Source organism: Falsiroseomonas selenitidurans (assembly GCF_012103215.1).
Classification (GTDB): Bacteria; Pseudomonadota; Alphaproteobacteria; order Acetobacterales; family Acetobacteraceae; genus Falsiroseomonas; species Falsiroseomonas selenitidurans.
On record NZ_JAAVNE010000081.1, the window covers coordinates 1 to 13,911 of the forward strand.

The 13,911-nt window shown below is 72.4% G+C and carries 17 protein-coding genes and 2 pseudogenes; 16 read left to right on the top strand and 3 right to left on the bottom strand.

From position 1 onward, the window contains the following. Positions 1–261, top strand: a pseudogene (locus tag HEQ75_RS26215) (hypothetical protein); the annotation flags it as partial. 37 nt (positions 262–298) lie between these two features. Beyond that, positions 299–1,210 (top strand): class I fructose-bisphosphate aldolase, encoded by a 912-nt coding sequence (locus tag HEQ75_RS26220; RefSeq protein ID WP_168035082.1) that lies wholly within the window; start codon positions 299–301, stop codon positions 1,208–1,210. A gap of 73 nt (positions 1,211–1,283) precedes the next feature. On the opposite strand, the gene HEQ75_RS26225 is transcribed toward HEQ75_RS26220, so the two are convergent. Then, positions 1,284–1,643: a c-type cytochrome gene (locus HEQ75_RS26225; RefSeq protein WP_168035083.1), complete on the bottom strand. Its 360-nt coding sequence runs from the start codon at positions 1,641–1,643 to the stop codon at positions 1,284–1,286. 172 nt (positions 1,644–1,815) lie between these two features. On the opposite strand from HEQ75_RS26225, the gene HEQ75_RS26230 reads away from it, so the two are divergent. From HEQ75_RS26230 to HEQ75_RS26245, 4 genes are all read left to right on the top strand, one after another. Beyond that, positions 1,816–2,553, top strand: coding sequence for a sulfite exporter TauE/SafE family protein (locus HEQ75_RS26230; RefSeq protein ID WP_168035084.1), 738 nt, complete (start codon positions 1,816–1,818; stop codon positions 2,551–2,553). A 40-nt stretch (positions 2,554–2,593) separates the two neighbouring features. Continuing rightward, the gene (gene thiE / locus HEQ75_RS26235; RefSeq protein ID WP_168035085.1) at positions 2,594–3,223 is read left to right on the top strand and encodes a thiamine phosphate synthase; all 630 of its coding nucleotides are present in this window, start codon (positions 2,594–2,596) and stop codon (positions 3,221–3,223) included. Positions 3,224–3,236: 13 nt separating this feature from the next. Next, positions 3,237–4,097 (top strand): PhzF family phenazine biosynthesis protein, encoded by an 861-nt coding sequence (locus HEQ75_RS26240; protein WP_168035086.1) that lies wholly within the window; start codon positions 3,237–3,239, stop codon positions 4,095–4,097. Positions 4,098–4,352: 255 nt separating this feature from the next. Next, positions 4,353–4,820 carry a peptidase S1 gene (locus HEQ75_RS26245; RefSeq protein ID WP_168035087.1) on the top strand — a complete coding sequence of 156 codons (468 nt, stop codon included), beginning with the start codon at positions 4,353–4,355 and terminating at the stop codon, positions 4,818–4,820. Positions 4,821–4,876: 56 nt separating this feature from the next. Here HEQ75_RS26245 and HEQ75_RS26250 read toward each other — a convergent pair whose 3' ends face one another. After that, positions 4,877–5,176 carry a hypothetical protein gene (locus HEQ75_RS26250; RefSeq protein ID WP_168035088.1) on the bottom strand — a complete coding sequence of 100 codons (300 nt, stop codon included), beginning with the start codon at positions 5,174–5,176 and terminating at the stop codon, positions 4,877–4,879. A 191-nt stretch (positions 5,177–5,367) separates the two neighbouring features. Here HEQ75_RS26250 and HEQ75_RS26255 point away from each other — a divergent pair, with 191 nt between their 5' ends. Together HEQ75_RS26255 and HEQ75_RS26260 are read left to right on the top strand one after the other, a co-directional pair. Beyond that, positions 5,368–5,718, top strand: a complete 351-nt coding sequence (locus HEQ75_RS26255; RefSeq protein WP_168035089.1) for a hypothetical protein — start codon at positions 5,368–5,370, stop codon at positions 5,716–5,718. Between the two features lie 71 nt (positions 5,719–5,789). Beyond that, complete coding sequence (locus tag HEQ75_RS26260) at positions 5,790–6,521, top strand: FkbM family methyltransferase (RefSeq protein ID WP_168035090.1); 732 nt, start codon at positions 5,790–5,792, stop codon at positions 6,519–6,521. Between the two features lie 54 nt (positions 6,522–6,575). Here the strand turns inward: HEQ75_RS26260 and epmA are convergent, their stop codons facing one another. Then, a complete protein-coding gene (gene epmA / locus HEQ75_RS26265) occupies positions 6,576–7,709 on the bottom strand; it encodes an EF-P lysine aminoacylase EpmA (RefSeq protein ID WP_168035091.1) in 1,134 nt (377 codons plus the stop codon). A 37-nt stretch (positions 7,710–7,746) separates the two neighbouring features. On the opposite strand from epmA, the gene HEQ75_RS26270 reads away from it, so the two are divergent. From HEQ75_RS26270 to HEQ75_RS26300, 8 genes and pseudogenes are all read left to right on the top strand, one after another. After that, positions 7,747–8,784, top strand: coding sequence for a lysine-2,3-aminomutase-like protein (locus tag HEQ75_RS26270; protein ID WP_168035092.1), 1,038 nt, complete (start codon positions 7,747–7,749; stop codon positions 8,782–8,784). 31 nt (positions 8,785–8,815) lie between these two features. Continuing rightward, a complete protein-coding gene (locus HEQ75_RS26275; protein ID WP_168035093.1) occupies positions 8,816–9,088 on the top strand; it encodes a type II toxin-antitoxin system Phd/YefM family antitoxin in 273 nt (90 codons plus the stop codon). After that, positions 9,064–9,189 carry a hypothetical protein gene (locus HEQ75_RS28950; RefSeq protein WP_268887819.1) on the top strand — a complete coding sequence of 42 codons (126 nt, stop codon included), beginning with the start codon at positions 9,064–9,066 and terminating at the stop codon, positions 9,187–9,189. The genes HEQ75_RS26275 and HEQ75_RS28950 overlap by 25 nt, the downstream gene beginning before the upstream one ends. Positions 9,190–9,318: 129 nt before the next feature. Continuing rightward, positions 9,319–9,888 (top strand): elongation factor P, encoded by a 570-nt coding sequence (gene efp / locus HEQ75_RS26280; RefSeq protein ID WP_168035094.1) that lies wholly within the window; start codon positions 9,319–9,321, stop codon positions 9,886–9,888. A gap of 253 nt (positions 9,889–10,141) precedes the next feature. After that, complete coding sequence (locus tag HEQ75_RS26285; protein ID WP_168035095.1) at positions 10,142–10,996, top strand: inositol monophosphatase family protein; 855 nt, start codon at positions 10,142–10,144, stop codon at positions 10,994–10,996. 65 nt (positions 10,997–11,061) lie between these two features. Next, positions 11,062–11,466: an OmpA family protein gene (locus HEQ75_RS26290; protein WP_168035096.1), complete on the top strand. Its 405-nt coding sequence runs from the start codon at positions 11,062–11,064 to the stop codon at positions 11,464–11,466. Between the two features lie 4 nt (positions 11,467–11,470). Continuing rightward, positions 11,471–12,610 (top strand): flagellar motor protein MotA, encoded by a 1,140-nt coding sequence (locus HEQ75_RS26295; RefSeq protein WP_168035097.1) that lies wholly within the window; start codon positions 11,471–11,473, stop codon positions 12,608–12,610. Between the two features lie 348 nt (positions 12,611–12,958). After that, positions 12,959–13,911 (top strand): annotated as a pseudogene (locus HEQ75_RS26300) (peptidoglycan -binding protein); the annotation flags it as partial.

The following is a 13,911-nucleotide window of genomic DNA, read 5'->3' on the forward strand; positions in this document are numbered from 1 at the left end:
CCGGATGCGCTGTGCTGCGCCGGCGCGGCCGGCGATGCGCTGGCGGCGCTGCGGGCCGGCTGCCGCATCCTGGTGCTGGACGCCGCCTGCCCCGGCTTTGCCGCCGTCCAGGGCGCCGCGGCCGCGTCCGGCGCCCTGCTGCTGCCCGCCCGCCCGCCGGCGCTCGACCTCGCCGGCCTCCAGCTGGGCCGCGCACAGGCGCGTGCGAAGCTGGCAGAATGGCTCACGCCACGGCATGACACCGCGCCGCCGCTGGGGTAAACGGCCGTTCATTCCCGGCAGCCACGAGGATCCAACAATGCGCCTGACGCCCAAGGTCCAGGAAATCCTGTCCTGGTATGAGAGCGACAACCCCGGGACGAAGACCAACCTCGCCCGCATCCTGATGGCCGGCAAGCTGGGCGGCACGGGCCGCATGGTGATCCTGCCGGTGGACCAGGGCTTCGAGCATGGCCCGGCCCGGTCCTTCGCGCCGAACCCCGCCGCCTATGACCCGCGCTACCTGTTCGAGCTGGCGCTGGAGGCCGGGCTGAACGCCTATGCCGCGCCGCTCGGCATGATCGAGGCCGGCGCCGCGCATTATGCCGGCTCCATCCCGACCATCCTGAAGATGAACAGCAGCAACAGCCTGTCCACCACCAAGGACCAGGGTGTGACGGCCAGCGTCGGCGATGCGCTGCGGCTGGGCTGCTCGGCCATCGGCTTCACCATCTACCCCGGCTCCGAATACCAGTTCGAGATGATCGAGGAGCTGCGCGAGCTGGCCGAGGAGGCCAAGTCCGTCGGCCTGGCCGTGGTGGTGTGGAGCTACCCGCGCGGCCCGATGCTGGACAAGGTGGGCGAGACCGCGCTGGATATCTGCGCCTATGCCGCGCACATGGCGGCGCTGGTCGGCGCCCACATCATCAAGGTGAAGCCGCCGACGGCGGCCATCAGCCTGGACGCCGCGAAGAAGACCTACCAGGCCAGCCCGGTGGCGGACGACGCCACGGCGCGCTTCCAGCACATCGTGCAGGCCTGCTTCGGTGGCCGCCGCCTGGTGGTGTTCTCGGGCGGTGAGGCCAAGGGCACGGAGGCGATCCTGGACGAGGTCCGCGCCATCCATGCCGCCGGCGGCAACGGCTCCATCATGGGCCGCAACGCCTTCCAGCGGTCCAAGGCCGATGCGCTGGCGCTGCTGGCTGCCATCATCAACGTCTACAAGCACTGAGACAGGGCGGGGGGCGCCGGGGCTTCGGCCCCGGATCGCTGCAAGGGGTCGTCCTGCCGGGGCGGCCCCTTTTTCATGGCCGGCGCAGGGACGCCAGATAGGCGGAAAGCTGCGCCACCTCCTCCGCCGGGATGGTCTGCGGCGGCATGGCGGCATGCGGGCGGCGCAGGAAGGCCTCGGCGGCGGCGGCATCGGGGAAGCGGGCGGCGAGGGCTGCGAAGCTGGGCACGCCGCTGCGCCGATCCGCCTGCGCGGTGGCGGCGACATCGTGGCAGCCGCCGCAGCGGGCCTCCGCCGTCCAGCGGCCGCGCGCGGCCACATCCGGACCGAAGGGATTGGTCACCAGGATGAGGACGGCCAGGCCGCCGAGCAGCAGCGCCGCGACCAGGCCGAGCAGCCTGGTCTGGAGATCGAATTGGCTCAACCGGGCCATGTGCCGTGTCCTTCCTGCCAGGGGCGCCACCCACACGCCGCCGCCCCGGCAGGCTGGGCCGGCAGCGGCTGGCCCGCACTGATCTGGGTCATGTCCCGGCGCGCCGCGGGCACCGGCCGATGCTTCGGCCACGACCGAAGCCAGGCGCCGCGGGGCGGGGCAGAATGCGGGCATGGAACAGATTCCGCAGATCGCCCTCATCGGCCTGGTCTTCCTGCTCGCCGGCACGGTGAAGGGGCTGATCGGCCTCGGCCTGCCCACCATCGCCATCGGGCTGCTGGCACTGGCCATGCCGCCGGCGGAAGCCGCCGCGCTGCTGGTGCTGCCCTCGCTGCTCACCAACACCCTGCAGGCCATGGGGCCGGCGCTGTGGCCGCTGCTGCGGCGGCTTTGGCCGCTGCTGCTGATGCTGCTGCCGGGCACGCTGCTGGGCAGCGGGTTGCTGGCCGGCGGCGGCGCGGCGCCGCTCGGGCTGCTGGGGGTGGCGCTGGCCGCCTATGGCGGCTGGGGGTTGCTGGCGCCGCCCTTCCGGCTCTCGCCCCGGGCGGAGCGCCGCTGGGCGCTGCCCTGCGGCTTGGCGGGCGGGCTGGTGACCGGGGCGACCGGCGTCTTCGTCATGCCGGTGGTGCCCTGGCTGGGCGCGCTCGGCCTGGCGCGGGATGCGCTGGTGCAGGCGCTGGGGCTGGCCTTCCTGGCGGCGACGGTGGCGCTGGCCCTGGCGCTGGCCTGGCACGGCCGCTTCACCCCGGGCGCCGCGGCGGGGTCGCTGCTGGCGCTGCCGCCGGCGCTGGCCGGGCTGTGGCTGGGCGGGCGGTTGCGCGGGCGCATCCCGCCGGCGCTGTTCCGGCGGCTGTTCTTCGGCAGCCTGGTCGCGCTCGGCGTGCATCTGGCCTGGCGTGGCCTGGCCTGACCCCCTTCCCAAGCGGCCCGCTTCGCGCGACAGCAGGGGAATGCCCGAATGCCGCCTCTACCTCATCACGCCCCCTGCCCTGCCCGACCTGACGGGCTTCGCGGACAGCCTCGCCCGCGCGCTGGATGCCGGCGATGTCGCCGCGCTGCAGCTGCGCCTGAAGGACCAGCCGGATGACGCGGTCCTGCGCGCGGCGGCGGCGCTGCGGCCCATCGCCCAGGCGCGCGACGTCGCCCTGCTGATGAACGACCGCATGGACCTGGCGAAGCAGGCCGGCTGCGACGGCGTGCATCTCGGCCAGGGCGACGGCGACCCGGTGGCCGCCCGCAAGCTGCTGGGGGCGGAGGCCACGATCGGTGTCACCTGCCATGCCTCCCGCCACCTGGCGATGGAAGCGGGCGAGGCCGGCGCGGACTACGTGGCCTTCGGCGCCTTCTTCCCCACCGGCACCAAGCAGGTACAGCACCAGGCCGAACCCGAGATCCTGGAATGGTGGGCGGAGATGTTCGAGCTGCCCTGCGTCGCCATTGGCGGCATCACCGCCGCGAATTGCGCGCCGCTGGTCCGCGCCGGCGCGGATTTCCTGGCCGTGGTCGGCGCCGTGTGGTCGCATCCGGAAGGGCCCGCCGCCGGGGTGCGGGCGATGAACGCCGCCATCGCCGCGGCCTGAGGCAACCCGCCCGATGCAGTTCGAAACCTGCGACGTCTTCACCACCACCCGCCATGGCGGCAACCCGCTGGCCGTGGTGCATGGCGCCGCCGGGCTGGAGACGGCGGCGATGCAGGCGATCGCGCGGGAATTCAACCTGAGCGAGACGGTCTTCGTGCTGGAGGCGGAGGCCGCCGCCGCCCGCGCCCGCATCCGCATCTTCACCACGGCGCGCGAACTGCCCTTCGCCGGCCACCCCAATGTCGGCGCCGCGGTGCTGATGGCCCGCCGGCTGGGCCTGCCGGGCGACAGGCTGCTGATCGAGCAGCCGGCCGGGATCGTCGAGGCCCGCCTCGGCCGCGACGCGGCGGGCGAGGTGACGGCCGCCACCATCACCGCGCCGCGCGCCTTCGAACTGGGCGCGACGCTGGACGCGGCCGGCCTGGCCGCCTGTGCCGGGCTGGAGGCGCTGGTGGGCGAGCCGGTGATGGCCTCCTGCGGCACGCCCTTCGCCCTGGCCGAAGTGGCGGATGCGGCGCGCCTGGCGGAGGCGGCGCCCGATGCCGCCGCCTTCCGCGCGCATCTGCCGGCGGACCGCGCGGTGGGGCTGCTGCTCTACACCCGGCTGGGGCCGAACCGCCTGCGGGCGCGCATGTTCGCGCCGCTGTCCGGCGTGGCGGAGGACCCGGCCACCGGCAGCGCGAATGTGGCGCTGGCCGGGCTGCTGCTGCAACGGTCGGGCGGCGAGGCGCTGGCGCTGGAGGTGGAGCAGGGCATCGAGATGGGCCGGCCGAGCCTTCTGCGGCTGGCCGCCCACACCACCCCGAATCGGGGCATCCGGGTCAGCGTCGGCGGCAGCGTGGTGCCGGTCAGCGCGGGGCGCCTGTTCATCTGAACCCCCCCTTCGCGGGCCCGGGGGTGGTGGGTCGGGTTGCCTGCATGCGTCTCCTGCTCCTCCGCCGCGGGCGGGCAAGGCGTGCTGGCCGCCTGCCGTCCTGGTTGAAGTTCACCGATCGCCGCTCGCGCCCTTGGCAAGCTGCACGAAGGCGTTACGGTCGTCGGCGGGCGCCGGATGCAGAGACGCCCCAATCCGTTGAGGAATGATCAACGCGCGCCGCCGCATCCTGCGCGCCCACCCCGGAGACGCCCCATGCTGCCCCGACATGTCGCCGCGATCCTGGCGCTGTCCGTCGTGCCCGCCCTGGCGCTGGCACAGGACTTCAACCGCAACCCCTCCTTCGGCACGGTGAACCTGCGTGCAAATTTCGAGCCGGACCCGGTGCGCGTGAACGTGACGGCCGGCGGCACGCTGGCGGCGGAACGCCTGGGCGGGTCGGAATGCCTGGGCTCCATCGCCAATGCACCCGATGTGCGGCTGAACTACCGCGCCGGCCAGGGCCTGCCGCTGTATCTCTCCGCCGCGTCGAACGCCGATGTCACGCTGGTGGTGAACCTGCCGGACGGCCGCTGGGCCTGCAACGACGACTTCCAGGGGACCAATCCCGGCCTCGTCTTCCGCCGCCCGCAATCCGGCCAGTACGACATCTGGATCGGCCATTACGACCGCGGCTCCCGCGTCCCGGCGCAGCTGCGGATTTCGGAAGTGCCGCCGAACTGATCCTGATCGGCATCAACCGCGGCCCGGGGGTGGCGCGAGAGCGCGGCACCCCGGCATCAGGTGGCGCTGAGGATCACCATGCCGATGGTCGTCACAAGGCGGGCGACATCGGCCCAGTGACGCGGGCCGGAGAACCGACCGGCAGAACGCCAGACGCCAACTGTCGCAAGGATGTTGTAGGGCACCGAGAGGGCGTAGCCGACGACCAGCGCCGCAAGCGGCTGACCCTGCATGATCAGGACGAGGAACAGCACGCTGGTTGAGAGGTTCACCACCAGGCCGCCGACCACCGCCCACCGCCAGAAGGCGACCTCAAGCGGCAGATCCCCCCGCCAAAGGGCGCCGAGGCGTCTCATGCCGGGAAGGGGGCCAAGGGGGAGAGACACCGCGCGGTCCCGGTTCGCCGGGTCGTGGTCCGGTGCAGGCTTGCGGCCATGGGCCTGAGACAGTCCAGCCCGGATCGTGGCGCCGGTCGCCGTGTTGACCGGTGGCGAAGCCGCGTGGCTGCCTTCCACATGCCCGCGATCACGCCGCCCCGAGTGCCGGCATGACCGCGTTCCTGTGGCAGGTGCTGTCGGTGATGATCTTCCCGCCAGTGCTGTTTCTGAGCCTCATCTGCGCTCTCCTGAGCATCACGGGGCCCCTGAGCCCCTTGCCCTGGGGTTTGCTGGCGGCTGCCGGCGCATCCGGCTTACTGCTGCTGCATGACTGGCTGGGCACCCACAGCCAGTATCTCCCGGGGTCGCGGGTCCGCTGGCGCCTGCCCTTCTCCTTCTGGGAGGAACTTCCCGTCTGGGCCTTGGCGGGCGCTGTGTCGGCGCTGCTGTTCTTCCTGGCCTTTCGTGGCCTTCTCTGGGCATGGCGCCGCCTGCCCGAGCCACCCGCCCCGCCTGCCTGACGCATTTCGGTCTGACTTCGCCAGATTCCACCCCACATGCCTGGGCGCCCTACCGCGGAGGCCCGGCGCCCATGGACGAACTGACCTTCCACACCCGGCTGCATCGCCCCGGCAGCATCCTGGATGTGGGCGCGCATGACGGGCTGCTGACCCTGCCGCTGTCCCGCCTGCCTGGGACCCGCGTGCTGGCCTTCGAGCCGTTGCCGAGCGCCTTCGCCCGGCTGGAATCCGCCATCCGCGCCGCGTACGGCGCCATCCCGCCGCATCTCGACCTGCACCCGGTGGCGCTCGGCGCGGAGGCCGGCCGCCTGACCCTTTCCGTGCCGGTGCTGGACGGGGTGGCGCAGGAGCAATGGGCGTCCACCGCCAAGACCTATGACGGCTTCGGCGCCGTCACCGTGCTGCGGCATGAGGTGGCGGTGACCACCATCGATGCGCTGGGCCTCGATGACCTGGAACACGTGAAGCTGGACGCCGAGGGCTTCGAGCAGGAGGTGCTGGAGGGCGCCGCCGCCACCCTCGCCCGCTGCCGCCCGGTGCTGAGCCTGGAGGTCGAGGAACGCCACCGCCCCGGCGCCACGCGGGACGTGCCGGCGCTGCTGGCCGGCTGGGGCTACGAGACCTGGTTCACGCTGGGCGGTGCCTGGCACCCCCATGCCGGTTTCGACGCCGCCACCATGCAGGTGGCCTCGCCCGATCCTTCGGTCTTCGCGGCCTCCGACCCCTATGTCTTCACCTTCTTCGCCTGGCCGGCCGAACGATCCCTGGCCATCCAGGCACAGCTGCGCGCCGCTGGAGCATGATCCGCGACGCGGCGTCCGGGCCGCGAGGCGATGACCGCCCGAGGTGACGATGCGCTACGCCTCCGGCGCGCTGAGCAGGCGCGGCGGCGCGGCCAGGGCCTGCTGCGGGGCGCGCGGCAGCGCCGGCAGCCACAGCACATCCTCGATGTCCGCCGCCCCGCTGGCCAGCATGGCCAGCCGGTCGAAGCCCAGCGCGATGCCGGAACAGGCGGGCATGCCGGAATCCAGCGCGGCCAGGAAATCCTCGTCCACCGGCCAGCCTTCCTCCCCGCTCTCGGCGCGACGCAGCGCCACGTCGCGCTCGAAGCGGGCGCGCTGTTCCACCGGGTCGGTCAGCTCCTCGAAGGCATTGGCCAGTTCCAGCCCGGCGGCATACAGCTCGAACCGCAGCGCGACGCGGCTATCCTGCGGGTCGCGCCGGGCGAGCGCCGCCTGGGGCGTCGGCCAATGGGTCAGGAAGGTGGCGCGGCCGCGGCCCAGATTCGGCTCCACATGGCGCATCAGCAGGCGGAAGAAGCCATCCTCCCACCCATCGCTCTCCGGCACATGCAGCCCGACGCGGGCGGCATTGGCGCGCAGCCTTTCGGCATCGCCCTCCCCGGTCGCGGCGTCGATGGTGCCGAGGATGTCCATGCCGCGGCAATGGCGGCTGAAGGCCTCGGCCATGGTCAGGCGCTCGAAGGGCAGGTCGAAATCGGCCGTCACCTCCCCCTGCCCCACCAGGCCGGGGCAGACGGAGCGCAGCAGCAGTTCCGTCTCCGCCATCAGCCCGGCCATGGAAAGCCCCGGCGCATACCATTCCAGCATGGTGAATTCGGGGGCGTGATGCGGGCTTGCCTCCCCGTTCCGCCAGACGCGCGCCAGTTCGAACACCGGGCCGACGCCGCCGGCCAGCAGCCGCTTGATGGCCAATTCCGGCGAGGTGCGCAGCCACAGCCGGGCCGGCGTGCCGACGCCCAGATGCGGGCGGTAATCCGTGGCGAAGCCGCGCAGATGCACCTCCATCCCCGGGGCGGGCACCAGGCAGGGGCTCTCGATCTCGGTATAGCCGCGGCCATGGAGGAAGCCGCGCACCGCCTGGGTCAGCGCCGCGCGGCGCCTGAGGAAGGGCAGCCGCGCGGCCAGCCTTTCCCGGGTCCAGGGTTGGCGTTGGCGGCGTGGATCGGCCGGGATCGGAGCCTCGGGCATGGACGCGTCCCCCTGGTTGCGGTTTACCGCGCGCACCATGCCCGATCCCGCCCCCGCCCGAAAAGGTTTTGCGCCCGCCCGCACGCTGCGTGATGCGGCTTCGCTCGCGGCCGCGGGCCTGCTGCCGCCGGGGGCGGATCTGGCGGCGCTGTCGGCGGTGGCCGCGCGCTACGCCATCGCGGTCACGCCCGCCATGGCGGCGCTGATCGACCCGGCGGACCCGCGCGACCCGGTCGCCGCCCAATACCTCCCCGATGCGGCGGAGCTGGCGACCGCGCCGCATGAGGTGGCGGACCCGACGGCGGATGCGCCCTTCACCCCGGTGCCCGGCGTGGTGCATCGCTACCCGGACCGCGCCCTGCTGAAGCCGCTGCTGGCCTGCCCGGTCTATTGCCGCTTCTGCTTCCGGCGGGAGGTGGTGGGGCCGGATGGCGGGCTGCTGACGACCGAACAGCTGGAAGCGGCCATCGCCTGGTTCGCCCGCACCCCGCAGGTGCGGGAGGCGATCCTGACCGGCGGCGACCCGCTGATGCTGAGCCCGCGCCGCCTGGCCTGGCTGCTGGAACGCCTTGGCGAGATTCCGCACCTGGAGATCCTGCGGATTCACACGCGCGTGCCGGTGGCCGACCCCGGCCGGGTGAATGCGGCCCTTTCTGCTGCGATAACAATCGACAAGCCGCTTTACCTCTGCCTTCACGCAAACCATGCCCGCGAATTCACCGCCGAGGCCGCGGTGGCGCTGCGCCGGCTGACGGCAGCGGGCGTGGTGCTGCTGGGGCAGAGCGTGCTGCTGCGCGGCGTGAACGACGACCCACAAGCCCTTGAAGATCTGTTCCGAACCATGCTGCGGCACCGGGTGAAGCCCTATTACCTGCACCAGCTGGACCCCGCCCCGGGGACCGCGCGCTTTCATGTGCCGCCGGCGGAAGGCCGCGCCATCCTGTCCGCCTTGCGCTTCAAGGTGACCGGGCTGGCCTGGCCGACCTATGTGCAGGAACGCCCCAATGGTGGGGGCAAGGCGGTGGTGGGGCCGGTGTGGGGCGATGTGGCGGCGGAAACCCTCGCAACCGGCTGATCCCTCCCGTCAGGTCATCTCAGATGACCAGATGGAGCCACCCCTGCCCAAGGTGATCAGCGCCACCGAGTTCAAGGCGACCTGCCTCGATAGCCTCGACCGCGTCGCCACCGGCGAGCTGGACCGGGTGCAGGTCACCAAGCGGGGCCGCGTCGTCGCCGTGCTGGTCCCGCCCACCCCGGGCGAGGCCGTGCTCGCCGGGCTGCACGGCTTCCTGATCCCGCCCGACCTCGACCTGACCGCACCCGGCGACGAGGAGCCCTTCACCGCCGAGCCGGCGTGCTGCTCGACCCCTGCGCGGTGATCGGGCTGGCCGCCGATGCACCGCTGGCAGCCCCGGCCCTGTCCGCCATCCGGCAGGCCGGTGGCGGCGCCGGCATCTTCGTCTCACGCGGGATGCGCTGATCCTGGCCTATGGCGCGGCGGGGCACCTGGCCACGATCGCCTGCTGACGCCCCTCAAGGTTGCCCCTGGCGCCCCGCCGTTGTATCCGCGCCCCCACATTCCTCACCGCTCATTCAGGACTACTCCACCATGGCGAAGATGCAGGCCAACCAGATGCGTGCCGGCATGGTCATCGAGTTCGAAGGCCAGCGCTACACCATCATCCGCCAGAACATCATGATCCCGGGCAAGGGCAACGCGATCATCCAGGTGGACATGCGGAACATCAAGACCGGCGCCAAGAAGGACCAGCGCTGGCGCACGGCGGATACGGTCGAGCGGCTGCAGACCGAGGACAAGGAGTTCACCTTCTCCTATGCCGAGGGCGACATGATCGTCCTGATGGACCCCGAGACCTTCGAGCAGACCCAGGTGCCGAAGGATATCCTGGGCGAGCGCCTGCCCTTCCTGGTCGAGAACATGACCGTCGGCGTCCGCCTGATCGAGGGCGAGCCGGTGGCCATGACACTGCCGGAGCAGGTGACGCTGGAAGTGGTGGAGGCCGACCCGGTGGTGAAGGGCCAGACCGCCACCAGCAGCTACAAGCCCGCCGTGCTGTCCAACGGCGTGAAGACCATGGTGCCGCCCTTCATCACGGTGGGCGAGAAGATCGTGGTGAAGACCGAGGACGGCTCCTACTACGAGCGCGCGAAGAGCTGACGCTTCGCGTCAGGTTCTGGTTGTTGCGTGCCCCCGGGCGTCGCGCCGCAAGGCGCGCCTGTTCTGTCCCGCCGCAAGGCGCGCCTGTTCTGTCCCGCCGAAAGGCGCGCCTGTTCAACCGCGCCGCACGGCGGGCCCTGTTTCGTCGTGCCGCGAGGCACGGCTTCGGCGTAACGCATCAGCGGCGGCGGCCGGCGTGAGAGCGCCGGCTGCCACTCCCTCGCCGCCGCTCTTTCATCCTGGAATCCCGCCCATGGCCGTCTCGCCCCGCCTGTCCCCCGCCATGACGGTCCTGCAGGCCGCCATCCAGAAGGCGTCCCGCCGCCTGCTGCGGGATTTCGCCGATGTCGAATCCCTGCAGGTCACCACCAAGGGCGCCGGCGACTTCGTCAGCCAGGCGGATTTCCGCGCCGAACAGACGCTGCGCGAGGAATTGTCCCGCGCCCGACCGGGTTGGGGCTTCCTGATGGAGGAATCGGGTGCCTCCGGCGCCGATGACTGGGAATGGCGCTGGGTGGTCGATCCGCTGGACGGCACCACCAACTTCCTGCACGGCATCCCGCACTGGGCGATCTCCGTCGGCGTGGAAAAGCGTACCGGGGAGACCACCTCGGAACTCATGGCCGGCTGCATCTACAACCCGGCGGGCAACGAGATGTTCTGGGCCGAGAAGGGCATGGGCGCCTATCTCAACGACAAGCGCCTGCGCGTCTCCGCCCGGCGCGACATGGGCTCCGCCCTGTTCGCCACCGGCATCCCCTTCGCCAAGGTGCAGCGCAAGGCGGAATTCAGCGCCACCCTGGCGCGGCTGATGCCGCAGGTGGCCGGCGTGCGCCGCTTCGGCGCCGCGGCGCTCGACCTCGCCTGGGTGGCGGCCGGGCGCTATGACGGCTTCTGGGAACTCGGCCTGCAGAAATGGGACATCGCCGCCGGGCTGGTCATCCTGAAGGAGGCCGGCGGCTTCATCACCGACCCCGCGGGCGGCGAAACCCACTACGAGACCGGCGACGTGGTGGCCGGCAACCAGGCGCTGCACCCGAAGCTGCGCGAGGTGGTGGCCGAGGGCATCGCCGCCGCGCAGGCGCACCGCGCCGCCAACGCGGGCTGAAACGGGCAGCAAAGGCCGGTTTGGTCGGTGGCGCGGCCGGGCACGAAGGGGTAGCCTTCGTTGCGATGATTCCGCGCCGCGCCCTGCCCGCCCTGCTGCTGACGCTGCCCGTCGCCCCCGCGCGGGCCGCGGGGCTGGCGCCGCGCGCCGAAGGCGGCTGGCAACTCGCCTTCCCCCCCGGCGAGGCCACGCTGGACGCCGAGGGCCGCGCCGCCCTCGCCCGCCTCGTCCCGCCGCTGGCAGCCCAGACCGCCGGTCGCATCACCGTCGAAGCCCAGGTCAGCAGCCCGGTGGAGGATGCGTCCTCCGCCCGCCGCCTCTCCCTCGCCCGCGCCCGCGCGGTGCGCGAAGCCCTGGTCGCGGCCGGGCTGGACGCCACCCGCGTCGACATCCGCGCCCTCGGGCGGCTCGATCCCCCGGCCGACATCGCCGAGATCCTGCCCCCCGGCGTGCCGCGACGCACGAGGTAGAAGCATGACCAGCCCCACCGTCTTCCTCTGGCGCATGCTCGCCTTCCTCGCCGCGGTCGCGGTGCTGGTCGGGCTGCTCTCCGGCGAACTCGCCACCGCCTTCGCCGCCAACCCCATGCTCAACGGCGTCATCGCCCTGGTGCTGCTGCTCGGCATCGCCTGGAACATCCGCCAGGTGCTGGTGCTCACGGCGGAAGTGGAATGGCTGGAAGCCTTCCGCAACCCGGTCCCCGGCGCCCCCTCCCGCAAGCCGCCGCGCCTGCTGGCGGCGATGGCGAGCATGCTCGCCGGCCGGCGCTCCGAACGCCTCTCGCTCTCCGCCATGGCGATGCGCAGCGTGCTGGACGGCATCTCCTCCCGCCTCGACGAAAGCCGCGAATTGTCCCGGTATGCCACCGGGCTGCTGATCTTCCTCGGGCTGCTCGGCACCTTCTGGGGGCTGCTGATGACCATCGCCGCGGTCTCCGACGTGATCGGCGGCATGTCGGTGGGCTCGGGCGACATCAACGCGCTGTTCAACCAGCTCAAGCAGGGCCTGGCCCAGCCGCTGCGCGGCATGTCGATCGCCTTCTCCTCCTCCATGCTCGGCCTGGCCGGCGCGCTGGTGCTCGGCTTCCTCGACCTCACGGCCGGACAAGCGCAGAACCGCTTCTACTCGGAACTGGAAGACTGGCTGGCCGGCGCCACCCGCCTGTCCTCGGGCGCGCTCGGCAACGAAGGCGAAGGCTCGATGCCCGCCTACGTCCAGGCGCTGCTCGAACAATCCGCCGAGAACATGGAAGAACTGCAGCGCGCCATCGGCCGCGGGGAGGACGGGCGCGCCCAGTCCAACCAGGCGCTGATGACGCTGACCGAACGCCTCTCCATCCTCGCGGACCAGATGCGCGCGGCCCAGGTGCTGATGACCCGCATGGCGGAAAGCCAGGCACAACTCGCCCCCACCCTGCAACGCATGGCCGACGCCACCAGCCAGGGCGGGATCGACGACGCCTCGCGCAACCATATCCGCAACCAGGAACTCTACCTGGCCCGGATCCTGGAAGAAATCACCCAGGGCCGCATGCAAGCCACCACCGAAATCCGCAACGAAATCAAGATCCTCGCCCGCACCATCGCCGCCCTGGCGGAAGATCCCTCGCGATGAGGGGTGGTGGTTGCGCGGGTGACCCGGGGAGGGCGCTGCCCTCCCCGTACCCCAGCCGCCAAGGGCCAGCGGGCCCTTGGGACCCAGCGATTGAGGGGCAGGATGGAGGAGGGGCACGACGGGCGCGCGTGACCGGCGGGCACGCCATGCCCCTCCTCCATCCTGCCCCTGAACGGGTTTCCAAAGGGCTGCCGCCCCTTGGCAGGGGGTGCAGGGGGACGCCGTCCCCCTGCGGCCACAAGCGCACCCTCACCCGCTCATCCCGCCGGGCCTGACGCCATGGCGATGGGGGGGCGCAGGCGGCGGGGTGGGGGTGGGGTGGATGCCTGGCCGGGTTATGTCGATGCGTTGTCGACCCTGCTCATGGTCATCATTTTTGTCCTGCTGGTGTTCGTGCTGGGCCAGGGGTTTTTGTCCGTCGCGTTGTCGTCGCGCGACCGGGCGTTGGACCGGCTGAATCGCCAGGTCAGCGAGCTGTCCGAGTTGTTGTCGTTGGAGCGTGGGCAGGCGGAGGAGTTGCGGTCTTCGCTTGGCCGGCTGACGGCGGATCTGCGGGCGGCGATCGCAGCGCGGGACGATGCCTTGCAGGGCCTGTCCGACCTGCGGGAGGAGCGTGACCGGCTGGTTGGGGAGCGTGATGCGGCGCGGGCGGAGCGCTCCCGCCTTTCGGCGCGGCTGGCGGATCTGGAGTTGTCGGCGCGGGATGGCGGGGCGCGACTGGCGGAGCTTGAAGGTCGGCTGGCCGAGGCGCAGGCGCGGGTGGAGGCTGCGGGGGGCGATACGGCGCGCACGGTGCGCACGCTGACCGATGCGCAGCGGTTGCTGGCGGCGGAGCGGGCGGCGCTGGAGGCGGTGCGGCGCGACCTGGCGCAGGTGCGGACGGAGGCGGCGCGGCTCGGCACCGCCCTGGCGGCGGAGCGGGCGACGCTGGCCGGCACGGAGCGCGCCTTGCAGGAGATGCGGGCGGCCCGGGATGCGGCGGCGCAGGAGCTCGGGCAGCGGCGGCAGGATGTGGCGGGGTTGACGCGCGACCTGGCCGCGGAGCGCCAGGCGCGCGGCGCGACGCAGGCCGAGCTGGCCGAGGCGCGGGCGCTTTCGGCCCGGGAGCTGGCGGCGCGGCGGCGCGAGGCGGAGGCGCTGGCCGCGCAGCTGGCCCAGGCACGCTCGGCGCTGGAGACCGCCCAGGCGGACCTCGCCGCGCAGACCCAGGCGCGCACCGCGACGGCCCAGGAACTGGCCGAGGTCCGTGCCCTGACCGCGCAGGAGATCGAGCGCCGGCGGCGCGAGGCGGAGGCGCTGGC